Annotated in this window: 22 protein-coding genes; 11 read left to right on the top strand and 11 right to left on the bottom strand. The window is 52.4% G+C overall.

Going from position 1 to position 25,422, the window contains the following annotated elements; genetic code table 11:
- Nucleotides 1–60 precede the first annotated feature (60 nt).
- Nucleotides 61–993, bottom strand: coding sequence for a bifunctional metallophosphatase/5'-nucleotidase (locus A0W33_RS12100; RefSeq protein WP_068838376.1), 933 nt, complete (start codon nt 991–993; stop codon nt 61–63).
- 11 nt (nt 994–1,004) lie between these two features.
- Nucleotides 1,005–1,763: a 5'-nucleotidase C-terminal domain-containing protein gene (locus tag A0W33_RS12095; protein ID WP_068838375.1), complete on the bottom strand. Its 759-nt coding sequence runs from the start codon at nt 1,761–1,763 to the stop codon at nt 1,005–1,007.
- 183 nt (nt 1,764–1,946) lie between these two features.
- On the opposite strand from A0W33_RS12095, the gene A0W33_RS12090 reads away from it, so the two are divergent.
- Nucleotides 1,947–3,356, top strand: coding sequence for a T9SS type A sorting domain-containing protein (locus A0W33_RS12090; RefSeq protein ID WP_068838374.1), 1,410 nt, complete (start codon nt 1,947–1,949; stop codon nt 3,354–3,356).
- 151 nt (nt 3,357–3,507) lie between these two features.
- On the top strand, nt 3,508–4,302 hold the full coding sequence (locus A0W33_RS12085) for a hypothetical protein (protein WP_068838373.1): 795 nt from the start codon (nt 3,508–3,510) through the stop codon (nt 4,300–4,302).
- A gap of 74 nt (nt 4,303–4,376) precedes the next feature.
- Here the strand turns inward: A0W33_RS12085 and A0W33_RS12080 are convergent, their stop codons facing one another.
- Entirely contained in the window at nt 4,377–5,711 is a 1,335-nt protein-coding gene (locus A0W33_RS12080; protein WP_068838372.1) for an amidohydrolase, read from the bottom strand.
- A gap of 119 nt (nt 5,712–5,830) precedes the next feature.
- On the opposite strand from A0W33_RS12080, the gene A0W33_RS12075 reads away from it, so the two are divergent.
- From A0W33_RS12075 to scpA, 3 genes are all read left to right on the top strand, one after another.
- Complete coding sequence (locus A0W33_RS12075) at nt 5,831–6,211, top strand: YkvA family protein (RefSeq protein WP_068838371.1); 381 nt, start codon at nt 5,831–5,833, stop codon at nt 6,209–6,211.
- A gap of 86 nt (nt 6,212–6,297) precedes the next feature.
- Complete coding sequence (locus tag A0W33_RS12070) at nt 6,298–8,142, top strand: methylmalonyl-CoA mutase subunit beta (protein ID WP_068838370.1); 1,845 nt, start codon at nt 6,298–6,300, stop codon at nt 8,140–8,142.
- Between the two features lie 69 nt (nt 8,143–8,211).
- On the top strand, nt 8,212–10,356 hold the full coding sequence (scpA, locus tag A0W33_RS12065; protein WP_071890036.1) for a methylmalonyl-CoA mutase: 2,145 nt from the start codon (nt 8,212–8,214) through the stop codon (nt 10,354–10,356).
- A gap of 63 nt (nt 10,357–10,419) precedes the next feature.
- On the opposite strand, the gene A0W33_RS12060 is transcribed toward scpA, so the two are convergent.
- The gene (locus A0W33_RS12060) at nt 10,420–11,211 is read right to left on the bottom strand and encodes a hypothetical protein (protein ID WP_068838369.1); all 792 of its coding nucleotides are present in this window, start codon (nt 11,209–11,211) and stop codon (nt 10,420–10,422) included.
- 200 nt (nt 11,212–11,411) lie between these two features.
- Here A0W33_RS12060 and A0W33_RS12055 point away from each other — a divergent pair, with 200 nt between their 5' ends.
- The 4 genes from A0W33_RS12055 to meaB all read left to right on the top strand — a co-directional run bounded on the left by A0W33_RS12055 (nt 11,412) and on the right by meaB (nt 16,263).
- A complete protein-coding gene (locus A0W33_RS12055) occupies nt 11,412–11,816 on the top strand; it encodes a hypothetical protein (protein WP_068838368.1) in 405 nt (134 codons plus the stop codon).
- Between the two features lie 61 nt (nt 11,817–11,877).
- Nucleotides 11,878–13,509 carry an alpha,alpha-trehalase TreF gene (treF, locus tag A0W33_RS12050; RefSeq protein WP_068838367.1) on the top strand — a complete coding sequence of 544 codons (1,632 nt, stop codon included), beginning with the start codon at nt 11,878–11,880 and terminating at the stop codon, nt 13,507–13,509.
- A gap of 374 nt (nt 13,510–13,883) precedes the next feature.
- On the top strand, nt 13,884–15,005 hold the full coding sequence (locus tag A0W33_RS12045) for a YncE family protein (RefSeq protein ID WP_068838366.1): 1,122 nt from the start codon (nt 13,884–13,886) through the stop codon (nt 15,003–15,005).
- A 277-nt stretch (nt 15,006–15,282) separates the two neighbouring features.
- Nucleotides 15,283–16,263, top strand: a complete 981-nt coding sequence (meaB, locus tag A0W33_RS12040) for a methylmalonyl Co-A mutase-associated GTPase MeaB (RefSeq protein WP_068838365.1) — start codon at nt 15,283–15,285, stop codon at nt 16,261–16,263.
- Between the two features lie 679 nt (nt 16,264–16,942).
- Here meaB and folB read toward each other — a convergent pair.
- From folB to A0W33_RS12025, 3 genes are read right to left on the bottom strand one after another with little or no spacing between them, the layout of a single operon-like run.
- On the bottom strand, nt 16,943–17,299 hold the full coding sequence (folB, locus tag A0W33_RS12035; protein WP_068838364.1) for a dihydroneopterin aldolase: 357 nt from the start codon (nt 17,297–17,299) through the stop codon (nt 16,943–16,945).
- A gap of 7 nt (nt 17,300–17,306) precedes the next feature.
- On the bottom strand, nt 17,307–18,296 hold the full coding sequence (locus A0W33_RS12030; RefSeq protein WP_068840094.1) for a DivIVA domain-containing protein: 990 nt from the start codon (nt 18,294–18,296) through the stop codon (nt 17,307–17,309).
- 8 nt (nt 18,297–18,304) lie between these two features.
- Entirely contained in the window at nt 18,305–19,225 is a 921-nt protein-coding gene (locus A0W33_RS12025; protein WP_068838363.1) for a WD40 repeat domain-containing protein, read from the bottom strand.
- Between the two features lie 108 nt (nt 19,226–19,333).
- Here A0W33_RS12025 and A0W33_RS12020 point away from each other — a divergent pair, with 108 nt between their 5' ends.
- Together A0W33_RS12020 and A0W33_RS12015 are read left to right on the top strand one after the other, a co-directional pair.
- Nucleotides 19,334–19,981, top strand: a complete 648-nt coding sequence (locus A0W33_RS12020) for a 4'-phosphopantetheinyl transferase family protein (protein ID WP_068838362.1) — start codon at nt 19,334–19,336, stop codon at nt 19,979–19,981.
- 22 nt (nt 19,982–20,003) lie between these two features.
- On the top strand, nt 20,004–20,585 hold the full coding sequence (locus tag A0W33_RS12015; protein ID WP_068838361.1) for a thioredoxin family protein: 582 nt from the start codon (nt 20,004–20,006) through the stop codon (nt 20,583–20,585).
- A 192-nt stretch (nt 20,586–20,777) separates the two neighbouring features.
- Here the strand turns inward: A0W33_RS12015 and A0W33_RS12010 are convergent, their stop codons facing one another.
- The 4 genes from A0W33_RS12010 to A0W33_RS11995 form a co-directional block, all read right to left on the bottom strand.
- Nucleotides 20,778–21,626, bottom strand: coding sequence for a transglutaminase-like domain-containing protein (locus A0W33_RS12010; protein WP_068838360.1), 849 nt, complete (start codon nt 21,624–21,626; stop codon nt 20,778–20,780).
- 120 nt (nt 21,627–21,746) lie between these two features.
- Nucleotides 21,747–23,375 (bottom strand): acyl-CoA carboxylase subunit beta, encoded by a 1,629-nt coding sequence (locus A0W33_RS12005; protein WP_068838359.1) that lies wholly within the window; start codon nt 23,373–23,375, stop codon nt 21,747–21,749.
- 95 nt (nt 23,376–23,470) lie between these two features.
- Complete coding sequence (locus A0W33_RS12000; RefSeq protein WP_068838358.1) at nt 23,471–24,568, bottom strand: MlaD family protein; 1,098 nt, start codon at nt 24,566–24,568, stop codon at nt 23,471–23,473.
- Nucleotides 24,569–24,586: 18 nt separating this feature from the next.
- Nucleotides 24,587–25,369, bottom strand: a complete 783-nt coding sequence (locus A0W33_RS11995) for an N-acetylmuramoyl-L-alanine amidase family protein (RefSeq protein WP_068838357.1) — start codon at nt 25,367–25,369, stop codon at nt 24,587–24,589.
- Nucleotides 25,370–25,422: the final 53 nt, after the last annotated feature.

Raw genomic sequence — 25,422 nt, 5'->3', positions numbered from 1 at the left:
TCTTTCACCGGCAGGGGGTTACAAATTTGCTCAATAATCCGTAAACAAAAAATTATTTTTTCACGAAGTTGTTACAGGTTTCTCAATAGCTAACACAGCGGTTCTGAGGCCTGTTTTTTCTTTTGTTTTTTTGTTGAAGCTGTAGTCGAGGCGGCCCAGGAAGATGCCGGACCAACCCACTTGGTTTACAAGCGTTTCGTGGCCATAGGCATGTCTGAAAACTTCAGGCTGCTCCAGGAAGGTATGTGTATGGCCGCCGAGAATCAGATCAATGCCTTCTACCTGCTGCGCCAGCGTCACGTCGTCTATTTTGCCGTCCTCATATTTGTAACCCAAGTGTGAAAGGCAAATCACCAGGTTACACTGCTGCTGACCGCGCAGTTCCTGTACCACCTCGCGGGCCGTGGCTACCGGATCAAGGTACACCGTGTCGCCGTAGTTATTCTTGCCCACCAGCCCCGCCAGTTCTATGCCCAGGCCAAACACGCCGATCCGGATACCCTGTTTCTCGAATACTTTGTAGGGCGCAAACTGATTTTGAAGGATGGTTTTGCTGAAATCGTAGTTGGCGCTCACGAACGGGAAGGAGGCGTGTGGCAACTGCCGCTGCAGCCCCTCCAGGCCCAGGTCAAAATCGTGGTTGCCGAGAGTGGCCGCATCATACTTCATCTCGCTCATCAGCTTGTACTCCAGCTCCCCGTTAAAGAAGTTAAAGTAGGGTGTGCCCTGCCAGATGTCGCCGGCGTCCAATAGCAGCACGTTGGGCTGCTGCTGGCGTATCTGCTCGATCAGCGTGGCACGGCGGGCCATGCCACCCATGCCGCCATACTTGCGGCCGTCGGTGGGCAGCGGGTCGATGCGCGAATGCTGGTCGTTGGTGTGCAGGATGGTGAGGGTTATACTTTGCGCGGCGGCTGCCGGGAGCGGAAGGCCGAGCATACCGATACCAGCCGCCCCAAGTGCCGAAGTCTTTAGAAAATCTCTTCTTTTCATGTAGTTTATACTTATGGGAGGATGGTGACGCGTTTGGTGGTGTCGGCCGTGACAGGCTTACCGATAGAAGTATAGTGGCGAATTTGCTGCAGGATCGCATCGCGAAGCAGCAGGCCTACAGTTTCCGTCTTCACGGCGTCCTTCAGCATGTTCAGGTCATCGCCGCCACCAGCCAGGTAGTTGGAGGTAACCAACGTATAAGTCTGCCTCGGGTCGAATGGCTTGCCGGCTATTTTTATGTCTTTGGCTTTGCCAACAGCCACTGTGTAGGTGGCGTTGCCGATGGGGGCGTTTTTGCGCGCCGCGGCGTAATCGAACAGCTGCTGCACCGTCTCCCCTTTCAGCGTAAGCACCAGCAACTCGTTCTCAAAGGGCATCAGTTCAAACACATTGCCCGTGGTAATCTCTCCTGCCGGCAGCGGCATGCGCAGGCCGCCATTGGTGGTCAGCGAGAGGTCGATAGGCTTGCCGTAGAGCGGCTCGGCTTGCGCCAGTTGCAGGTCTACTACAAAGTTGCCCAGGGGCGACTCATAATCTCCTTTGCTCAAGGCCACAGGTGCCGTTCCCACCACTTCCGACATTTTGGCGATAACCTGCTGGCGGTACGGGGCAATTCTGGCTTCCATCTGCGGATCGGCGGTGATGGTGGAGTCTACAGGCACATCGGTGTTGGTGCCAGGTGCGGGCGAAGCAACCCAAGGGCGCTGGCAAGAGGCCAGGCTAAGGACCAGGAGCAGAACTCCGAGCTTCCGGGAAAGGTATGTGTTCATGTTTTCTTAGGGTCTGATCTCAAAGGTATCCGCCTCCCCAACACCAACCAAATCATCTGGGTTCTTCCGCCCAAAATTAGCACCAGCCATTGCTAATCTACACTTATAATATTTCTAACAGAAGATTACCTTTATTTAAGTTATACTTTGTATATTGCTCTATCTCTATAAATATGAAGCCCTGTGAAAACAAGATTAATTTTTAGCGTCTTAGCGCTACTCTTCCTGCCCCTGTTCGCACAGGCTACGCACATTGTCGGTGGCTACATCAGTTACAGCGTAGACCCGCAAAACCCACGCAAGTACAACTTTACTCAGACCGTCTATACCAACCGGAATTCGACTGCTGAGGACATGGCTATTCTGGTTGCTATGGGCGACGGCACCACTGTAGAAGTGCCCAGAGCTACCGTAGTAAAATATAACAACATATTCGATTTAGAAACATTTTTTTGGAGCTATACTTACGGCAGCCCCGGCGAGTATACCGTTGCCTGGACAGGAGAAAATCGGGACAACAACCACATTAACATACCCAGTCCATCCGATCAAAAGTCGTTTTACATCCTCACAACGCTAAAAGTAGACCCTACGGCAGTGAACAGGCATGGCGCAAAGCTTGCCGGAGCCCCTCTTTTTGCGGCCTATGTTGGAGAGGAAATGAAGTTTAACCTGATTGCCTACGACGCGGACGGTGACAGGCTGACGTACGACCTGGTGCCTTCAAGGGAAAGAAAGATAATAGATGGAAAAGGCTATCCCACTTATATTGCAGGCTATACGTTTCCGGAAGGACTGACGGTTGATAAATTCGGGGAACTACGCTGGAAGACACCCGCCACAAAGGGGAAATATGCCATTGCGGTAAAAATCACGGAACACCGGGAGGGGAAAGTCATCGGATCGATGGTGGTGGATTTTATGGTGACCGTAGCGGAGCGAACGCAGCAGCCAATTCTCAGGCAGCTGCATAGAGAGCGGCTAACCGTGAACTATGATGGCTCTATACTTGCCCGCCCAAACCAGCCGCTGAAGCTGGAGTACTTCCTGCGTTCTGCCGAGGGAACTGACTTCGCACTGCACGCCCGTCAGTACAGCGACCTGGACACCCTGGACTTGGCCTCCCCGGTTATAACCATGCGCGACTCGGCCAATGGCAAAGCCGTAACCCTCACCTTTACGCCCACCGCTGATCTTGTGCGCCTGGAGCCGTACACGATAGGCATGCGCGGGAAAGCTGAAGTAGACATCAGAGGGAATGGGAGTTTTATTGATAGATACGACCTTGATTGGAACTACACTTACCTGGTGGTGGGCGAGCAGCAGCCAACCGCGGTTGGAGATGAGCTGGCAAAAGCCGGTTTCATCCTATATCCCAATCCCGTGGCCGACAAGTTTGTGATTAAAGCTCCAGACCTCCCCAACATGCTCCTGCATCTGCGCGATGTCAACGGCAAAACAGTGGCACGCCTAAAACTGCAGCCGGGGCAGAATAACCTGACCCGTCCGGAAGCACTCGCCGCCGGCTTATACTTCTACACTATCACGAGCCGCCACAAGCCTGTGGGAACAGGTAAAATGTTGGTGAAATAGTGGCTAACACTTTCATAACCAACGTAAATATGATGACATTGTAGTGCACTTCAACAGGCTTAGAAGCTATTCGTTTGAAGGCGGAAAGTTGATATGAGGCTGGCCTGGCAGGCACAGCCATACGTTTTACACCCAATAAATTTCCTGAACCATGAAAGTAAGCGAAAAAATAGCCGCCGTACTTACGCTGTTGGCGCTAACTGTTTACCATGCTGATGCCCAATCTGTATCCACAGGCAAATCTGCCAGTGCCATGCCCACTTATATTGGCGAACTCACCACAAACGTAGGCACAGGTTACGGCGAGTACCGGGCCCTCCCCGCTGACGAACTGGATACCACGCCTGCGGTAATCGGTACCACGTTCCTGACCGACAACTGGAGCACCGGCACCCTCTACTTTACGCTCAACCGCCTGCTCGAAACCGAGGAGTTTAAGTATGACCTGGAAAACAACCAGTTCCTCATCAAAACAGTGAATACGCCGGAGCCTACCCTCGATCAGCTGCGCGTGATTTACAGCAACACTGTGGATGCCTTTGTGCTGCACGACCCCATCCGGGGCAAGCGCATTTTTATTAATGCCACCAATGCCGGACTGACAAACGAAGGGCAGCCTGTGATAGGGTTTCTGGAGGTGCTGGTGAATGACGCGAATATGAGTCTCTATCGTAAAATAGACACTGAACTCCTGCGCTCCAGCTACAACGTGGCTCTGAACTCAGGCGAAAAGTCAGACCGCATCATCAAAAAGGAAAAATACTACCTCAAGCAGAGCGATCAAAAAGAGTTAGGGGAAGTAGGCAAGCGTAAAAAGCAGAACCTGGAGCACTTTAGCGCCAACAAAGCGGCAGTGGAGGATTTTGTAAAGAAAAACAATACCGATTTCACGTCTCAGGCCAGCTTGGTTAACCTGGTGAACTACTACAATACCCTTACCCAGTAAGGAGCTTATACTTGCTAAAGCAGGAAAGGCAGCCCCGACTAAGGCTGCCTTTCCTGTTTTAGCAAGTATAAATTTTACTTTTTGCCTTTGCCGTTCATGTAGTCCAGCGTCAGGTTGGTAAGTGTTTTCACGCCCAGTTTCATGCCGCTTTCATCCACAAAGAAGTCGGGGGTGTGGTGCGCCGGTGCCTTGGCCGGGTCCTGGCCTTTGGGCATGCCGCCCACAAACAGGTACAGCCCCGGGATCTCCTGCTGAAAGTAAGAGAAATCCTCGGCACCCGTCATGGCGTTCATCAGTTTTACCTTGTCCTTGCCGGCCGTTGCCTGCAGCGTAGGTAGCATTTTTTCGGTTAGGGCAGGCTCGTTGTAGGTAATGGCGGCCATCTCCTCTATCTCCACCTCTGCGGTGGCCCCGGCACTTTCGGCAATGTTGGTGGCCGTAAGACGGATCTTGTCGTGGATCTTTTTCTGCATGTCCTTGTCAAGCGTACGGATCGTGCCTTCCATCTGCACCTCCTCCGGAATGATGTTGTTGCGCACGCCGCCGTGGATAATACCTACCGTAATGACGGCGGCATCCTCGGTGAGCTCGGTTTGGCGGCTGATGATGGTTTGCAAACCGTAAATGATCTGCGACGATACCACGATCGGGTCTACGCCTGCCCAAGGATTGGCCCCGTGCACCTGCTTGCCTTTTACCTTGATTCGGAACACATCGGCCCCGGCCATAATGCCGCCCGGCCTGTACTTGAGCGTGCCTACCTCAGTCTGTGAGTTAATGTGAAGGCCAAAAATCACCTCAGGCTTCGGTCCTTTTTCGAGTACGCCCTCTTTCACCATCAGCCGGGCTCCTCCCTCCTCACCTGCCGGAGCACCTTCCTCGGCTGGCTGAAAAATAAACTTCACCGTGCCCTTCAGATCGTTCTTCATACTTGACAGCACCTCGGCTGCACCCAGCAACATGGCAATGTGCGTGTCGTGGCCGCAGGCGTGCATTACGCCCACTTCGTTTCCGTTGTAAGTACCTTTGGCTTTAGAGGCAAACGGCACGTCGGCACGCTCCGTTACAGGCAGGCCGTCAATATCAGCGCGCAGTGCTACCACCGGCCCAGGCTTGCCGCCTTTCAGTATGCCGACAACGCCGTTCTTGGCCACGCCTGTCTCCACCTCTATGCCCATTTTCTTCAGTTCTGAGGCGATGCGGGCAGCTGTTTCCTTTTCGCGGTTGCTTAGTTCCGGGTGCTCGTGGAAATGGCGGCGCCATTCAATTACCTTCGGTTCCACCTTATCAGCCAGGTTGCTTGCCTTGGCCATCAGTTTGGTGTCCTGCGCCATGGCCGGAGCCATCAGCAGCCCCAAACCAAGCGTGGCAAGTAGGGTGCGCTGTGTGAAAGTATAGTTTCTGATCATGTTTATGTTTTAGAGTGAAGGTTGAAGATAATCAATTTTGCCATAGGTAGTATGCACGGTGTTACAGCGCGTGCCCATCCCCAGCCTTACTTTACACCCCATCTCCCGTACAAGCTAACATGCTTCGGAAATGGAAAGAGTTTGTACGGCAACTGAAAGAGGACATTTATACTTTATACTTAGCCTCGCAGGACCCGCGCATGCCGTTCGCCGCCAAAGTGATGGTTTTGATTACCGTGGCCTATGCCTTCAGTCCCATCGACCTGATCCCGGACTTTGTTCCCCTGCTCGGCTACCTCGACGATTTGCTGATTCTGCCGCTGGGCATCTGGCTGTCCATCAAGCTGGTACCGCCGCCGCTGCTGCACTATTACCGCAAAAAAGCAAAGGAGCAGATGCACGAACAGAAACCAAACTATGTGATGGCAGTTGTTATTGTCATTGCGTGGCTCCTGATCGGGTACTGGCTGTACCAGGCGTACCAGGAACAGATAAGCTGAGGTATTAATTCAACTTCTCAGCCATTCAAGCAGCCTTACTTTGTAAGGGATAAAAGGCTATCTTTACAAGAAATTAGAACAAAAGCATGACGACTGACGAGCAGCAAAACCAGGAGCGCCTGTTTGCAGATTTCACCCCTGCCACCGCAGCGGATTGGGAACAGAAAGCACGCAAGGACCTGCGCGAAACGCCTCTGGAAAGCCTTAACTGGCACACCTACGAAGGCATCGACATAAAGCCATACTACGCTAAAGAAGACATTGCCGACCTGCCCTTTGTAAAGCAGAAGCCCGGCGATTTTCCTTTTATGCGCGGCAACAAAAACGGCGACAACAGCTGGCTGAACGTGCAGCAAATACAAGTGACCGATGACGGCAGGCAGGCCATTGACAAAGCCGCTGATGCCCTGCAGCGCGGTGCCGACGGCATTCACTTTGTCGTGCTGCAGCCAGACGCTTTCAATGTGGCTTACTTGGTTGAAAAGGTTGACCTTGGCCAGCACAGCGTTAGTTATACATTACAAAGCCAGCCCAATGCATTCCTGAAACGTCTGTACGCCGAACTGGAGCAACGGCAGGTATCGCACCGCAACCTGAAAGGCTTTGTGAATTTTGATCCCATGACGGCCAAAGGCGGTCTGACAAAGGAGGAAAGAAGTGAGATCACGACGCTGCTCGACCTGACCAAAGACAGCCCCGAGCTTTACGGCGTATGCGTGAACGGCACCAGTTTCAGCAGCATTGGCGCGTCCATGACGCAGGAGATAGCCTACACCCTGAGTGCAGCCGTAGCCTACGCCGACAGGCTCACCACGGCTGGAGAGCCCCTGGAGTCGGTGCTGCGCAACATGCAGTTCTGCATGGCCTCCGGTACCAACTATTTCTTTGAGATTGCCAAGTTGCGCGCCCTGCGCCTGCTCTGGTCTGCCGTGGTAGAAGCGTACCAGGCAGAACCGGCTCTTGCCGCTAATTTGCGTATCCACAGTGCCACCTCCAGCTGGTACCAGACCACGCTCGACCCCTACGTGAACATGCTGCGTACCACCACCGAAGCCATGTCTGCCGTTATCGCCGGCTGCGACTCGCTCACTGTTTCCCCTTTTGACAGTACGTTCAAGGCATCTGATGAATTCTCGGAGCGCATTGCCCGCAACGTGTCCATCATACTGAAAGAGGAAGCCTACCTGGACAAAGCGCTTGACCCGGCCGCCGGCTCCTACTATCTGGAGTCGCTGACAAACACGCTCGCGCAGAAGGCCTGGGAGCTGTTTAAGGAAGTAGAAAGCCTGGGAGGATTTGAGGACGCCTACGACAGCGGGTTTATACTTGGCTCCATCACCGAGGTAAGTCGTGAGAAGTTCCGCAACCTTGCCACGGGCCGCGACATACTGGTGGGCACCAACAAGTACCCGAACCCCAACGAGACCCTTCCTGCCGACCCTGAGGCGCTGATCCAGAGTGTGGCATTTGACACCACCCGTGCCGCCTACCCCACAGAGGTAATGCGCATGGCCACAGAGCTGCACCTGCGCAAACGTAAGCGCCGCCCAAGAGCCGTGGTGGCCACCATCGGGAACGGGGAGCAGCGCCTCGTAAACGCCACCTTTGCCCAGGAGTTCTTCAGCTGTGCCGGTTTTGAGACAGAGCAGCACCAGTTTGCTTCTGTGGAGGAAGCATCTGACCAACTGACGAATGCTGCTGCAGAGGTGGTGGTGGTATCAGCTTCGGAGGCGGCCTACGTGAATGAGTTCGGCCCAAGGCTGCGCAACCATCACGCCAAGCCTACCATTATACTTGCCGACAACCCGCAGCACATGAAAGAGGAGATGATGGCCAACGGCTATGATGAGTTTATCTTCGACGGATGCGACATGTCGACGATCCTGGAGGCTGTGCAGAAGCGCCTGGCGCAGGATGAGGGAAATGACTGAATTTTGAATGAGTGAATGAGTGAATTTCAGATTCGCTCATTCACTCATCCGCTCAATCAAAATTAAAATATGAAGCCTGACTTTTCTAAAATAGACATAAACAAGGTAGCGGCCTCCGACAAAGCTCCAAAAGACCCATTGCAGCCAAAGCCGTGGAAAACGCCGGAGCGAATAGATGTGAAAAGCTTCTATACATCCGAAGACGCCGCGCACTTTGAGCACATGGATTTTGCTGCCGGCCTGCCCCCCTACCTGCGCGGCCCCTACAGCACCATGTATGTGCAAAAGCCGTGGACCATCCGCCAGTATGCTGGTTTTTCGACTGCCGAGGAGAGCAATGCCTTTTACCGCCGCAACCTGGCTGGCGGACAGAAGGGCCTTTCTGTCGCCTTCGACCTGGCCACGCACCGCGGCTACGACTCCGATCACCCGCGGGTAGTGGGCGATGTGGGCAAAGCCGGTGTGGCGATTGATTCGGTGGAGGATATGAAGATCCTTTTCGATCAGATTCCGCTGGACAAGATGTCTGTTTCCATGACGATGAACGGGGCCGTACTGCCGATCATGGCCTTTTACATTGTGGCTGCCGAGGAGCAGGGCGTAAAGGCGGAGCAGTTGAGCGGTACCATCCAGAACGATATCCTGAAGGAATTTATGGTGCGCAACACCTACATCTACCCTCCGGAGCCAAGTATGAAGATCATTGCTGACATCTTTGAGTTCAGCTCCAAGCACATGCCGCGCTTCAACTCCATCTCCATCTCCGGCTACCATATGCAGGAAGCTGGCGCCACCGCCGACCTAGAACTCGCTTACACTTTGGCCGATGGCCTGGAGTATGTTCGTACTGGCTTAAAGGCAGGAATGGATATTGATGAGTTTGCGCCGCGCCTTTCTTTCTTCTGGGCCATTGGCATGAACCACTTTATGGAGATAGCCAAGATGCGTGCCGCGCGTATGCTGTGGGCCAAGCTGATCAAGCAGTTCAACCCGAAGAACCCGAAGTCGCTGGTGCTGCGCACGCACTGCCAGACGTCGGGCTGGAGCTTAACCGAGCAGGACCCCTTTAACAACGTAACCCGTACCTGCGTGGAGGCCATGGCTGCTGCCTTGGGCGGTACGCAAAGTTTGCATACCAACGCGCTAGACGAGGCTATTGCCCTGCCAACAGATTTCTCGGCCCGCATTGCCCGCAACACTCAGATATATCTGCAGCAGGAAACGAACATCACTAAGGTGGTGGACCCATGGGGCGGCTCCTACTACGTGGAGGCCCTGACGCACGAATTGGCGCACAAGGCTTGGGCGCTGATGCAGGAAGTAGAGGAACTAGGCGGTATGGCCAAAGCCATCGAAACCGGCCTTCCGAAGATGCGCATCGAAGAAGCCGCTGCCCGCAAGCAGGCCCGCATCGACTCCGGCAAGGACATTATTGTGGGCGTAAACAAGTATAAGCCAAGCCAGATCCAGGAGATCGATATCCTGGACATCGACAATACAGCCGTGCGTGAGTCGCAGTTGCGCCGGCTGGCAAGTATAAAGGATGCGCGTGATGAAGGTAGTGTGTTGAATGCGCTACAGGCCTTGACCGATGCGGCGGAATCCGGTGGGGGTAACCTGCTGGAGCTGGCCGTAGAGGCAGCACGCAAAAGAGCCACACTGGGTGAGATCTCCGATGCCTTGGAGAAAGTATACGGCAGACACAAAGCAGTAATCAGAGCAATATCAGGGGTGTATTCCGCAGAACTAACCGACGACGAAAGCTTCGCGCAGGCCAAAGCCATGGCCGACCAGTTTGAAACGCTGGAAGGCCGCAGGCCACGCATCATGGTCGCTAAAATGGGCCAGGACGGCCACGACCGCGGCTCCAAAGTAATCGCCACCTCCTTCGCCGACCTCGGCTTTGATGTGGATATCGGCCCACTGTTCCAGACACCGGCCGAAGTAGCCATGCAGGCCGCCGAAAACGACGTGCACGTGGTGGGGGTGAGCAGTTTGGCAGCCGGCCATAAAACACTGGTGCCACAGCTCATTGAGGAACTCCGCAAACTGGGCCGGGAAGACATTCTGGTTATTGTTGGCGGCGTAATCCCGGCGCAAGACTACGATTTCTTGTACAAAGCAGGCGCTGTGGGTATTTTCGGCCCCGGTACCATCATCTCCGTAGCCGCGCAGAACATTTTGGCGCAGTTGATGAAGCAGGTGGAGAGTTAAGAATTTTAAAAGGTATAAATCAAAAGCCGCAGCTGATTTGATCAGCTGCGGCTTTTTAATGCTTTAAAATTTTCCACATTTGTAAATCATTCTATTTACATAGATATAAGCAGCCGCCCCTTCTTCAGGATATGTTTCTATTATGGTAACCGGCAAGTCATCGCTATTGTACTCGTATGAAAAGTCTCTTATAAAAAAGCTCGCTTCTTCGTTTTTAGAACGATTAACTGCAATAATTCTTTGAGGATTGTTCTTGCTTAATTTTGCATGTATGCTTGGGCTAGCCTTTTCTAACTCGTAATTATGGGCAGCTAGTTTATCGTCATAATTTTCATAGATTAAAGTAAAAGTCATCTCTCCATCAGTTATAGTCTTATCTGTTACGTTGCCAGCGCTGTTGTAGCTGATAGTTATCAAATAGCCGCTATCACTTTCAATCTTAATTATTTTTTTTTCATTGTCGTAAAACAAACTCTCTGTAAGTTTTAGTTGATCTTTCCAATACAACTTTCTCCTGATCATAAGATCATCTTTATATTCATAAGTGATGAACTCGGCAACCTGTTCACCTCTATACTCTTCAGCTTTTATTATTCTACCTTTGCTGTCATAAGTATAAGAAGTATAATCTATTTGTGCATCAATACCAGAACCACTTATGTGCACTACCTTGCTAATAAGGCCTTCATCGGTGTATTCATACTTAGTGATTCTTCCATCGGAGTCTTTTGACTCAAGTAGTATGCAGTTGGGCTTACCTGAATTAGGTTCCACTTCGTCAGTAGAGCAGGCAATAAGGGAAAAAGCCACGACTGTATAAAACCAGAAGAAACTTCTTATAAATCTATAATTCATGTATTTCTTCTCTATTACAGGTGGCTATATGCTGTTTATGCAATATAACTCAAATTATATCTCCTTTTATTGAATTAGTAATTAAGCTTTCTGGCACGAGTATGAATTAGTAAGACATACTATATGGAGTATTATATTTCAAAGCTTTTGTCAGGCCGACCTAATCCATCTACCTTTGCATCTTCATCTACCCATAGGCCATGTCTTCTAAAACTACAAAATTTATACTTATAATTGTCTCTGCTGTATTGGTGGCCTGGTTTATCTATGACACCATGTCGCTGCCGGGCGTGGATGACCTGGAGGGGGATTTCAAAGAAGTAGCCATGTACCGCAACGAGAACAACACCGGTCCTATTACGCGCATTTATGCCGTAACCGTGGAGGATACGCTGTGGCAGCAGATGCAGGCTTACGGCGACTTTATGCCGCACACCAAGTATGGCAACACCAAAGTATACTTCTTCCTGGGCGACCAACCTGCTCCCACCGAGGTACAGCCGGGGCAGGTGAACTTTGAAGAAAGATTTCAGGAAAATACAGTAGCCAAGTATGAAAAGGATGCGATGGGGCAGGTTTCGTTTGTGCGCTACCCCTTCAGGTAGTATACTTGTTCCTTTGCTTTCTTATTTCGTATGAAAGGTTGTTCATCAAAAGCAACCTTCAATGAGGCAACAGAAAAAGCATCCGTTTCGCACCCTAACCTTTTTCCTTCTGCTACTATTACCGTTTACCTTCGTTATACAGCCGCTGCGGGCGCAGGAGCTGTATAAACCCGCGCAGGACCTGGGCGAGCTGTTTGAGCACGTGCAGCTGCAGCACGTGTTCCCCGACTCCAAAACCTTTCCGGATGCCACGCCACTGGCTCCTCCCAACGAGATTCTACAGGCGTACGGGCAGCAGAAAGACCAACCGGGATTTGACCTGAAGGCTTTTGTGCTGGCAAACTTCGAGATGCCGCCACAACCGGCCTCCGGCTTCACCACCGATACCTCCCTTTCTGTGGTGCAGCACGTGGAACGCCTGTGGCCCATACTTACCCGTGAGCCCGGTGCCGACGGCGGCTCCCTGATCGCGCTGCCCAAGAAATACATCGTGCCGGGCGGCCGCTTCCGGGAAATCTATTACTGGGACAGCTTCTTTACCATGCTTGGCCTGCAGGCCAGCGGCGAAACGGAACTCATCCAAAGTATGGTGGATAATTTTACGCACCTCATCAACACCACCGGCCATATCCCGAACGGAAACCGCACCTACTACCTCAGCCGCTCACAGCCGCCCTTCTTTGCGCTCATGCTGCGGGTACTGGCGAAGGAAAAAGACAAAGAAGTACTCAAAACCTATGCCCCTGCCCTGCGCAAGGAGTATGCCTTCTGGATGGATGGCGTGGAGCAGGTGTCAGCCGCCAACCCAACGCACCGCCGCGTGGTGCGCATGGCCGACGGCAGCATCCTGAACCGCTATTGGGACGATCAGCCGGAGCCACGGCCGGAGTCGTACCGCGAGGATGTGGAACTGGCCGAAGCATCAGGCCGTGCGCCGGAGGAAGTATACCGCAACATCCGGGCCGCCGCCGAATCAGGCTGGGACTTTAGCAGCCGCTGGTTCGCCGATGCCCAAAACCTTAGCACCATCCACACCACCGACATCATCCCCGTAGACCTGAACGCCCTCCTCTACCACGTGGAACGTACGCTCGCTGAGATGGCAGAACTGGAAGGCAACAAGGCGGAAGCGGCTAAGTTTGAGAAGCTGGCAAAGGCCCGACGAAAGGCCCTGCTAAAGTATAACTGGAGCGAAGAAGCCGATTTCTTTTACGACTATGATTTTGTAAAAGGCGCCACAACCAACATCCCTTCACTGGCTGCCGTATTCCCGCTCTACTTCTGCATGGCCAAGAAGAAGCAGGCCGCTGCCGTGGCCCGGAAACTGGAGGCGGACTTCCTGCAGCCCGGCGGTCTAGTGACCACACTGAACCGCACAGGGCAGCAGTGGGACGCGCCAAACGGTTGGGCACCGCTGCAGTGGATGAGCATCCAGGCGCTCCGTAACTACAAGCATAACCAGCTGGCAGACGAGATCGCGCAGCGCTGGGTGGCCAAGAACCGAGAAGTGTTCCAGAACACGGGCAAGCTGATGGAGAAGTATAACGTAGTGGACATGACCCTGCAGGCCGGTGGCGGCGAATACCCCAACCAGGACGGCTTCGGCTGGACCAACGGCGTGCTCCTCAAACTCATCTCCCTGAACCCGGAGCTGCTGGAGGTGCCGCTGGAGGAGCTGGAATTGCAGGAGTAAGTGGCTGTTGCGTTTAAATCAGACACTCACAGGAGCTGCGCACGCTGCGAGGTCTTACTGTTCGTAAATTAATTCCCTCTCCTGGCAGGAGAGGGTTAGGGTGAGGTGGAAAGCCTCTAAAACTAACTGCCTTTGCTACTCACTGACACCATTCACCCGCTCCCACTATTGTCATCTCGACCAAAGGAGAGATCTTTTACAAACTCCAGATAGGCTTCTCCTCCAGTCGAAATGACAGAAAAACTTGTGGCGTACGTTATTATCAAATAATCCCTTTCTGATCAAACTAATTTTCCTGCACTTCTACCAAACACTGCAGTTATACTTGGCACTAGGTTTGCAAAAGCATCGTTGAAGGATCAAAATCAACTGTGATGATAAAACTTAGACACATAGCTGCTGTAGCCATACTTAGCTTCAGCAGTTTTGCTGCAGCAGCACAAGGCGAAACGAGCAACTGGTATTTTGGCAAGGGCGCGGGCATCATCTTCTCCGGCGATTCGGCCATAGCCACTAGCAGCAAGCTGTTTACGGAAGAGGGCAGCGCTACTTTATCCGATGCACAGGGCAACCTGCTGCTCTACACCAACGGCATCACCGTCTGGAACAGAGACCACAAGGTAATGCCGAACGGCAACGGCCTGATGGGCGGAAAATCATCCACGCAATCTGCGCTCATACTTCCCAAACCCGGCAGCAGCAACATTTACTATATCTTCACAACAGATATTCAGGCCCAGTCAAACGGGCTTCGCTATACGGTTGTGGACATGGAGAAACAGGAGGGCAAAGGCGATATCATCTCCCGTAATAACTTTATGATTGCCCCTACCACTGAAAAACTGACAGCCGTGCGCCACAGTAACGGCCGTGATTGGTGGGTAATTGCGCACCGCTGGAACAGCAACGGCTACATGTCGTATTTAGTGAATGAGCAGGGCGTGGAGACGAAACCCGTTGTCAGTATGGTCGGCACCGTGCACGGTGGCCTTAACCGCAAGGCAATCGGCTACCTTGTTCCTTCGCCGGATGGCACCAAACTGGCGGCAGCGCTTTGGGATGCAGAAAGCAATTTCGAGGTGCTGGACTTTGACCGCAGCACCGGCGAAGTAGCGAACCCAATGCTGCTGAAAGGATACCAGGAGGCATATGGTGTGATGTTTTCGCCGGATGGTAGCAAGCTTTATGGAACGGCCAACGGCGCCGGTGGCGGAAAGGCACAGATCGTGCAGTTTGACATGCGGGCAGGCAGTGCCGATGCCATCGCCAAATCGGCTGTGGTGGTAGGTACTTCCAAAAGTCCCCATTTCGGTGCCCTGCAACTGGGCCCTGACGGAAAGATTTATGTAGCCCGGGAGGATAGTTACTACCTGGGTGTGATCAACAACCCGAATGCACAGGGCGAGGCTGTTAAATACGTTGACGATGGTTTCCGCCTCGGTAAGAACAAAAGCGACCTGGGCCTGCCCAACTTTCCCCAAGGTTTAAGCAAATAGCACTCAGCAAAAGTATAAAGCAGCAGCGCCAGTTCCATACAGGGATCTGGCGCTGCTGCTTTGTACTTGGCACCAACCCGACTCTCTGCTGATTTTGAGCACAAGTATAGACAGTCCATTCATCCCGCTTTAGATGAGCTGAAGGAAAACCAACTGTCAAGTATAGGCTTGCCACCTGTTCCTGTTGCAGAATGTCTGCGGGCGGCGGTATGATGGCAACCTAATAGTCTTAAATTTGTAAAAGTGATTGATTTGCTCACATCAAACCCCTACCACTTTGCCCAAACGATTTAGCCCGGACACTTACGCTGCAGGCATTTTAGCCGGAGACCGCGTGCTGCTAAGCCGCGCCATCACGCTTGTGGAGAGCAGGCTTCCAGCCGATCAGGAGCTGGCACAGCAGGTAATTGACCAGGTGCTGCCGCATGCCGGAAATTCCATTCGCATAGGTATCACAGGTGTGCCCGGTGTCGGGAAAAGTACGTTTATTGAGGCGTTTGGCAATTACATTATCCAGGAGCAGGGCAAGAAACTGGCCGTACTGGCCATAGACCCTACTAGCCAGCGCTCCGGTGGCAGCATTCTGGGTGATAAAACACGCATGGATTCCCTGGCTATCAATTCTCAGGCTTTTATCCGCCCTTCGCCGGCGGGCAAATCGCTGGGAGGCGTTACGCGCAGCACCCGCGAAAGCATTATACTTTGCGAGGCTGCCGGTTTCGATGTAATCTTTGTGGAGACGGTAGGCGTGGGTCAATCGGAAACCGCCGTACATGCCATGGTGGATTTTTTCCTGCTGCTGATGCTGGCCGGTGCCGGTGACGAGTTGCAGGGCATCAAGCGGGGCATTATGGAAATGGCAGACGCCATCGCCATCACCAAAGCTGACGGCAGCAACATCAACAAAGCGAAATCGGCCCGCGCCGAATATCAGAACGCACTGCACCTCTACCCGCTTTCGGCTTCGGGTTGGGTGCCGCAGGTAAGCATCTGCTCAGCCCTCCAAAACACCGGCCTCGACAGCACCTGGCAAACCATTAAGAATTACCTGCAACTGACTAACAGCAACGGCTACTTTGAGAAAAAGCGCCGTGACCAGAACCTGCAGTGGATGTACGAAACCATTCGCCAAAGCCTGGAGGAGCGTTTCTTTGCACACCAGCAGGTAAAGGACCAGCTGCCCGGAATAACCAGTGAGGTAAAGGAAGGCAACAAGTCGGCCTTTGCGGCGGCGGCGGAGTTGCTGAAGCTGGTGTAGGTAATAGACTGCCCCTAGTCCTCTCCCCAAGGGGCGGGGGATTTTATAAGTTGGTTTTGCATGCACAAACCACCCCCTGCCTATACTTGTATAGGGCAGGGAACCTGAAACGGCTTTTAATAGGATATAAGCGCTGCTGCTACGGCAGTTCTGTTGAACCCACCCCTAACCCCTCGGAGGAGGGGAATTTCTGTAGTAGCGACTACTCAAGTGTAAATACTGTGGCGAAAGCTAATCAGGAACACCCCTCTAGTCCCCTCAAGGGGACAGTTCTTCTTCAAAGAGAGAGTTCTGCTTGTTGCATAGCGAAAGCTGTGGCTATATGAGCTGATTCCAGTCCTTGGGTTGAGCGCCTTGTGCATGTTGCGGTGCCCGTTAGGGCAGCCCGCAGCGGAGCGAGGAGCAGCTTCAGGCGCACAGCGCGATGCCCGAGGACGGGGCCCCGCGGCCGTGAGCGCTCCAAAGTAGGAAGTGAAACAATTGGTGCTTGGGAGCTGGAGGATTAGCGGTTGCTAGAAAGGATAGCTTGGCTGAGGCCGCGAAAGCAGTGGCAGCTAGTAAATATATTTTGCTGAAATTACTAGCAGTTGTAGCCCCATCAACCGCAAGCACAGGTATAAACCAAAAGCAGCTGGCTCCATTCCTGAACCCAGCTGCTTTACGTATCAATAAGTACTTTTTATCTTGCTTCCTCCAGCGTAACCTTTGCCCATTTGCAAATACCACCGAGGGGCGGGTTATACTTGTATACATCCACCTTCACCAGCTGCACAAACGGAAACGCGTTATACACCTTGTCGATAATGCGGTGACCGAGGTGCTCGAGCAGGCGGGCCGGAGATTTCATCTCCTCCAGCACCAGCGCGTACAGCACTTCGTAGTTTACCGTTTCTTCCAGCTTATCCGATGCGGCGGTTCGTTGCAGGTCTGTATGAATCGTCAGGTCGATGCCATACTTGTTACCTATCTTCTGCTCCTCATCATAATAGCCATGGAAGGCAAAAAACTCCATGCCCTCCAGCGTAATCTGCCCCATGCGCTGCTTAGCCTATCTCGTCGAAGAAAGAGCCGGTCGTTTTTCGGGAGCCGGCACCGTCGTACGTGCTGGCGTAGGCATTGCGGCTCGGCTCTGTCATCGGCGGCTGAATTTCCGGGCGATCCGGTGTTACCGGCTGCACATCCGGAATGGGCTGCTCAATGTCCGGCGCAGGCACGCGGCCCGGGTAATCGGGTGCTGGCTGCTCAATCTCCGGCGATGGGATGTTAGGCACTGGCGTAACCGGCTGCGGCACCTCAGGCTGTGGCTGAGTTACATCCGGGGCAGGATCGCCGAGGGGCGTATACCCATTGGCCTTGGCCTGGTGCACCATCACGGGCGCGTTCGACGCAGTTGATTCCGCTAGTTGGTATGGCTTGCTTTCTAAGTTCGTGTTCATTTCTTTCAGGTTTTTCAGCAGCTCTGTGTTTTCCACCTCAATGTGGGCTGCCCTTGAAAGAATACTGCTTGTGGCTACTTTTGGTTTTGCGTTGGCTTTTTCCACCTTCTCCATCGCCTCGTTTGCCAGGTGGCGCAGGTCACGTACAAGGCTATCGAGGTAGCTTTCCATGCGCTGGCAATCCTGGTCCAGGGCTTTCACCTGCTCCTGCATCTCCAGTACCACGCGTTCGGCCTGCTTCTTGGCATCCTCCAGCATCTGGCGTGCTTCGTTGCGGGCCTGGTTCATCAGCTCATCTGCTTTCAGCTCCGACTCGCGCGCCTGCAGTTCGGCCGATTTCTTGGCCTGCTCCATGATGCTGTTCCCGGTGTCTTCGGCGGTTTTAAGGGTTTTGTAAAGGGAAGATTCCACCTCGCGCAGCTTCTGCGTCTCGCGGTGCGAGGCATCGAGCTTCATGCGCAGATCCTTGTTCTCGTCCTGCAGCTTTTCCCACTGCTGCGAGAGGGTAAGCAAAAACGCGTTTACCTCATCCTTGTCTAGTCCTCTAAATGCCTTCTCAAACGTTTTTTGCCTGATCTCTAATGGTGTAATCTTCATAACGAACATTATTTAATATCCCAAACCGAAATGGTGCGGTCATCACTACACGAAACTAACTGATTCTGATGAGCCGACCAAAATAATTTATTTACCGAAGTGCCGTGGCTGGCATTCCGCACTTTGTCTATCACTTTCAGCAATTTAAACGTTTCCGCATCCCATACTTTGATGGATTTGTCCATGCTGCAGGTGGCGAAATATTGGCCGTCGGGGCTGTAGGTAATGTGGTTGATGGTGTACATGTGCGCGATCACGTAGCCACGTTCTTTGTACTGCTCCTCCACCTCCCACACCCGCAGGTGCGCGTCGCGGCCGCCGCTCAGCAGCAGCTTTCCGTCCGGTGAGTAAACCACGCTGAACACGGAGTTCGTATGCGAGGCCAGCTCATACTTCAGTTCCAGCGTGCCTGCGTTGAAAACACGGATGGCATGGTCGCTGTAGCCGACGGCGAGTTCGTTTGTACGCTTGTTGTAGGCGAGGCAGCGGGCACTTTTATCAGACTTACGGAGAATAGTTTGCAGCTCGAACGTGTCGGCCGCTAACACGCAGACGGCGCCGTTGCCCATCGCCACAAACACCTTGCCCTGCCCCGCAGAAGTATGGAGAATGTCAAATATGGCCACTTTAGGTAGCGCCACCGACTTTAGCACCGCCTTCTGCGCCAAATCAATTACCTGCAGGCCTTCCTGGTTCTGGCCCAGCAGCAGCAGGTTGCGCTGCGGCAGGTGCCGCAAAGCGTATACCGAGGTGCTCACGCGTGCCATCAGTTCTCCGTTCTCCGGGTCGTTCAGGTTCCAGGCCACCACCATGCCATCACCACCAGCGGAGTAAAAAATGTTAGCGTCGCCGGAGCGTTCTAACGTATACACACAATCGCGGTGACCGGTTAGGGTGGCCATTTTTTGTACTTGTACTTTGCTGGCCATACTGGCTTTGCTCTTAGTCTGTGTTAAAAATCAGCTAAATTTACAACAAATAAGGCTAAACGGCGCTGCCTGTACAAGTAAAACCGAAACGCTTACACATTATTGCTTATGCCCCTGCTACTCTCCAAGTTTATCAACGACAACACGATTATAGGCCTGTGGCGCCTGGAGGAGCCACTGGACGACCTGCTGCAGGCGCTGCCGCCGCAAGCCAGCGTAGACAAGCGATTGGCGGAAGTGCACCCCAAACGGCAGCGGGAGTGGCTGGCAAGCCGCGTGCTCACCTATAGCCTGCTGGAAGAACTTACGCCGCTACCCCTGCAGCTGCTGCGCAACGAACTGGGGAAGCCCTACTTCTCCGATTCCCGCTTTCATGTCTCCATTTCCCATTCCCCGGCCATGGCTGCGGTTATACTTTCAGACACTTATGAGGTTGGCATAGATATTGAATTAATATCCCCGAAAGCCTTGCGTGTGCAGGAAAAGTTTCTGACAGACCAAGAGCAGACGTATACTTTAGCTGATGAACGGGAAACATGCCTGTACTGGAGTGCAAAGGAAACCTTGTATAAAATGTACAGCCGTAAACAATTGATTTTTAAGGAGAACCTGGCGGTGGAGCCATTGGATAAAGCAAATCTCCTGCAAGGGCGTGTACAAACAGAAAATTTTTCTAAATTGTACCGTATTCACCACGAAACCCTGTACGGACACGTATTAACCTACTGTATCGATCAAGCACTTGCTAAAGTATAATACAAAACTTAACTATAAAGACATGAAACACCTAGCCTCTCTTGCCACAGCCTTATTGTTCTCGCTGAGTGCCTTTGCACAGTCTGGCGGCTACAAACTAGGTGATAAAGTGGCGGACTTCACCCTGAAGGGCGTGAACAACGAGAACACGTCCCTTAGTAATTTTACAAATGCCAAGACGGTTGTGCTGGTGTTTACCAACAACCAGTGCCCCTATGCTAAATTGTACGAAAACCGATTGGTAACGCTTGCCAGCAGCTACGGTAGCAAAGGCGTGCAGTTTGTTTACATTAACTCAGGTGCTGGCGATGCTGGCGAAACTTTGCAGGACATGGGCACTAAAAAGTATAGCCCTTACCTCTCTGACGAGGGACAAAAGATAAGCTCGCAGTTTGGCGCCACCAAGACCCCAGAGGTGTTTGTGCTGCATAACAACAATGGTGAGTTTATTCTCAAATATAAAGGCGCTATCGACGATAACCCGCAGGTGGCAGGCGATGTGAAGAACTTTTACCTGAAGAACGTGCTGGATGAGGTGCTGGCAAACAAAGCCCTGACCTCCACCGATAAGCGCGCTACAGGTTGTTTGATCAAGAAGTACTAGGCTACGCCAAATTAAAAATTAGAAATTATGAATTAGAAATGATTCGCAAAAAGTCTTCAGCACAGTTTAGGATAACCTTGCTAACTCTAAAGATTAAATTGGTCGCGTACTAGCCCTTAAACGACATAAAAATCGAAGGCCACTCCTGGTATAGGAGTGGCCTTCGATTTTTATGTGGCTGCCATACTTGCGTTATACTACCGGGTCCTCGTCAGTGATGGCCGTGAGCAGTTTCATCACTTCGGTTGCCTTTTCCGGATCATCCATCTTCTCAAACGAGAAGGCAAGGTTGCGCAGGGCGCGCTTCACGATCTCCAGGTTAGAGCAGGGCTCATAGAAGATATCCATCGGGTTCAGGTCGAGCTGCAGGATGTAGTTGTCGATGTCTGATTTGCTCAGGATAAGGCCTTTGTTGTACACATTGATGTAAAACTGCATGCCATCCAGCTTATAGGTAAGTATAAACAGGTTGGGCAGGTTCACGCCGTACACTGGCATATCCAGGCGCTGCGCCAGCGTCATGTAGAGCACGCACAGGGTAAGCGGGTTGCCGCGCTTGCTCTCCAGCACCAGGTGCAGCATGGAGTTGGCCGGCGAATGGAAGTTCTTGGTGTTCGCCGTGAAACGCTTCTCCCGGAACAGCACGTTATTCAGCGCCTTCACCTGGTCGTAGGGGTGCATTTCCTCCTTCATCTGCGTCCAGGCATCGAAGTACAGCTGGTCGATGGTTTTATTGATGGAAGCGAACTCCACGTCCGGGTACAGGTAAGAATTCACCAGCCACATGCCCTCCAACAGGTTCTCGGCCCCGGTTTCCTTCCAGGTCTTCAGGCGCTGCAGCAGCCCCCCGAATTGCAGGTTATGAATCAGGTCTTCTATTTTCTTTTGCAGGTCAGCGTTCAGCGTCTCCTCCCACTCCTCTTCCAGAAATGGAATAATGCCTTCGCCTAAGTGCACAATCTGCTTCTCCACATACGTCGCCACCTCATTGTCCCTGTCATCCAGCAGCGAGATCAGCGCCTTTATTTCGTTCTTCGTCACTATACTTTGGTAATTAGAAATTCAAAATTAGAAATTAGAAGTTTGGGAAACCACAGTTCTAACGCCCACTCTTAAATAAACCCTCATTTCTAATTTCTAATTCATAATTTAAAATTTATCTCACGTTTGGATCACACCCACATTGTACGGTTTCTCTATCGGCGCGTGGTTGGCCGCTTCGATGCCCATTGAGATTACTTTGCGCGTTTCCAGCGGATCAATGATGCCATCTACCCAAAGTCTGGCCGCCGCATAGTATGGCGACAGCTCCTCGTTATACTTGTTGGTGATGCGCTCCAGCAGTTCCTGCTCGGCCTCCGGCGTTATCACCTCTCCTTTTGCTTTGAGCGAAGATACCTGGATCTGAAGCAGCGTTTTAGCAGCGGCAGCGCCACTCATCACGGCTAACTGGGCTGTTGGCCAGGAGTAGATCAGGCGCGGGTCGTAGGCCTTGCCGCACATGGCGTAGTTGCCGGCTCCGTAGCTGTTGCCTACAAGTATGGTAAACTTCGGCACAACCGAGTTAGACATGGCACTCACCATTTTGGCGCCGTCTTTAATAATGCCGCCATGCTCAGATTTGCTGCCCACCATAAAACCAGAAACGTCCTGCAGGAACACCAGCGGAATCTTCTTCTGATTGCAGTTCATGATAAAGCGTGCGGCTTTGTCGGCCGAGTCGGAGTAAATCACGCCACCCATCTGCATCTCGCCTTTCTTGCTCTTCACAATTTTGCGCTGGTTCGCCACAATACCAACAGACCAGCCATCTACTCGGGCAAGGCCGCATATCAAGGTCTGTCCATACAGGTCTTTGTAAGGTTCAAACTCCGAGTTGTCCACCAACCGAAGTATGATGTCCATCATGTCGTAAGGCTTCACGCGGTCAGAGGGCAGCAGCCCGTAGATTTCCTTCTCCTCCAGTTTCGGGGCAGCGGGCGCCACGCGGCTAAAGCCGGCTTTCGGGTTCTCACCCATCTTATCGAAGATGTTGCGGATATGGTCCAGCGCCTCTTTATCGTCTTTGCACTTGTAGTCCGTTACGCCCGATATCTCGGAATGCGTGGTGGCGCCGCCTAAGGTTTCGTTATCAATCGACTCGCCAATGGCAGATTTTACCAGGTAGGAACCCGCCAGGAAAACAGATCCTGTGCCTTCCACAATCAGGGCCTCGTCACTCATAATGGGCAGGTAAGCCCCGCCGGCCACGCAACTGCCCATGATGGCGGCAATCTGAACAATGCCCATGGAGCTCATTACCGCATTGTTGCGGAACATGCGGCCGAAGTGCTCCTTGTCCGGGAAAATTTCGTCCTGCATCGGCAGGAACACACCGGCACTGTCCACTAAGTATACAATCGGCAGTTTGTTCTCGATGGAGATTTCCTGGGCACGCAGGTTTTTCTTGGCAGTGATCGGGAACCAGGCGCCGGCCTTCACGGTGGCGTCGTTGGCCACCACCACACACTGACGGCCCCTGATGTAGCCGATACCGGTTACCACGCCGCCGCTTGGGCAGCCGCCAACTTCCTCGTACATTCCCTCACCGGCAAAAGCGCCTACCTCCAGGAATTCGGTGCCTTCATCCAGCAGGTAGTTGATGCGCTCGCGGGCGGTCATCTTACCCTTCGCGTGTTCTTTGGCAATGCGTTTCTCACCGCCGCCCAGGTGTACCTTCTGTAGTTTGTTCTTCAGCTGAAAAGATAGCTGCTTCAGTGCGTCTTCGTTTTTGTTGAATTCGATATCCATGCAAGCTAGTTTGATTAGTTTTAGGGTGGTATAAAAATGCGAAAATCCGCTCTTTCAAGCGGACTTTACAAATATACAATTTTTAACATTGCGTCTTAGTTTGATTTAACGCTATCCGTTTTGGCTGGCACAATGGCAGCCCCCGGAACCGTATTTTTAGCAGGAACAGGCACATATACTGTGTCCGGCACCGTACGGAATTCGGCGGCATTATCCTCCTGCATCTCCTTTACCTCCTCCAGCGTGATCACACGGCCTGTCTCGTCTACTTTATACTTGTCTTTTCGGCCAAACACGGAGAAGTTCACATAGCGCTTCGGGTAGGCCTGCACATCGCGCAGCAACAGATTCAGGGATTCGGTGGAGCGGTTCAGGTTCTCATAGAGCTGCTCGTCGTTCATCAGCCTGCCCAAAGAGCCCTGGCCTGAGTTGAGTTTGGTGGCCGCGGCCTCCAGTTCCGTTACTGCCTGGTTTGCGTTTCGCACCAGTTGATTTATCTCTGCTCGCTTTAGCGTATCTGTAATCTCAGACATGTTTTGAGCCAGGTGGTTGATGTGGCGCTGTGTTTCGCGGAGCGAGGTGGTTAACGAACTTATGTTACTCGTAATCTGGTTGATATTCTCCTGGTTGGCGCGCAGTATCCGGTTGATGGCTTCGGTGGTCGCCTCGGTGTTAGCCAGGATGTTCTGCAGGTTGTCCTTCGCTTCGCTATCCAGTAGGCGGTTTACGCGGGCAAGCGTGGTGTCCACCTTGTCGATGATAGGAACCGTTTTATTTGAGATGATGTCGGTGATGCTGCTCGCGTTGTAGGGAATAAGCTTTTCACCGCCTTTGTAGAGGGTGGTACTGTTGCCCAGGTGCAGCGTAATGGCTTTGCTGCCGAGTAGGTCAGAGTTGCCGAGGGCTGCAATGGTGGAGTCGCCCACATCAATATCCTTCAGCACCCCAATCTCTACCCTGATCCGGTTGCCCTGCTCGGTGAGAAGCTCCATGCCCTGCACAGAGCCAACCTGTATCCCGTTCAGAATAACAGGGTTTGAAGGCACCAGGCCATCTACATTGGCATACTCCACATAGTACTTATTCGAGTCAGAGAAGATATCTGACCCTTTCAGGAACATGAAACCGAAATACAATATGACAAGTGCGACAATGCCTAGTAACGCAACTTTAACTTCTTTGGATATTCTCACGTGGGTGTGCTTAGCTCTTTAGTTCATGGCCTCGAGCTCCTGCTTGTATTCTTTGAAGGCTCGATATATACCTGATGCAATATACGACTGCCCCGTTTTATCGTTAAGAAATTTTTCTTCGGTAGGGTTAGTCAGAAAGCCGCACTCAATCAGCACGCTAGGCATGTACGACTTCCACAGCACCAAAAAGCCCGCCTGCTTTACGCCGCGGCTCTTGCGGCCTGCCTTTGTGCTGAACTCGCGTTCCACTTTTTCAGCAAAGCGCAGGCTGTTGTCGATGTAGGCACTCTGGTGCAGGGCAAACAAAATATGGCTCTGTGGGGAGTTCGGGTCGAAGCCGTTGTAGTTGGCCTCATAGTTCTCTTCCTGCAGGATTACAGAGTTCTCCCTTTTGGCCACGTTCAGGTTTCCGTTTGAAGTATGGAGCCCCATGGTGTAGGTCTCGGTGCCGTAAGCGGCGGCAGGGCCTGCGTTTAAGTGAATAGAGATGAAGAGGTCGGCGTTGTTCTTGTTGGCAATACCGGCGCGGTCTATCAGTTCCACAAAGGTATCGTCCTTTCGGGTATACACCACTTTCACCCCTGGCACGTTCTGCTCAATCAGGGCGCCCACCTGCTTGGCAAGGCTCAGGGCCACATCAGCCTCGTGCGACATCCTGCCGTTACACCCTACATCCTTCCCCCCGTGGCCCGCATCAATCACTACAGTACGCAGCTTGTATTCTTTTTTGAAGTCAAGCGTATTCGAGGAGCACAGCAAAAAAACAAATGCCAGAACAGAAACAATAACAATATTTTTCACAACGCTCGTTAGTTAAAAGTTAAACAATAACTTTGTACAAATAAAGTAAACTT

The sequence above is a fragment of the Pontibacter akesuensis genome (assembly GCF_001611675.1).
Classification (GTDB): Bacteria; Bacteroidota; Bacteroidia; order Cytophagales; family Hymenobacteraceae; genus Pontibacter; species Pontibacter akesuensis.
This window is presented reverse-complemented; position numbering and strand designations above follow the sequence as displayed.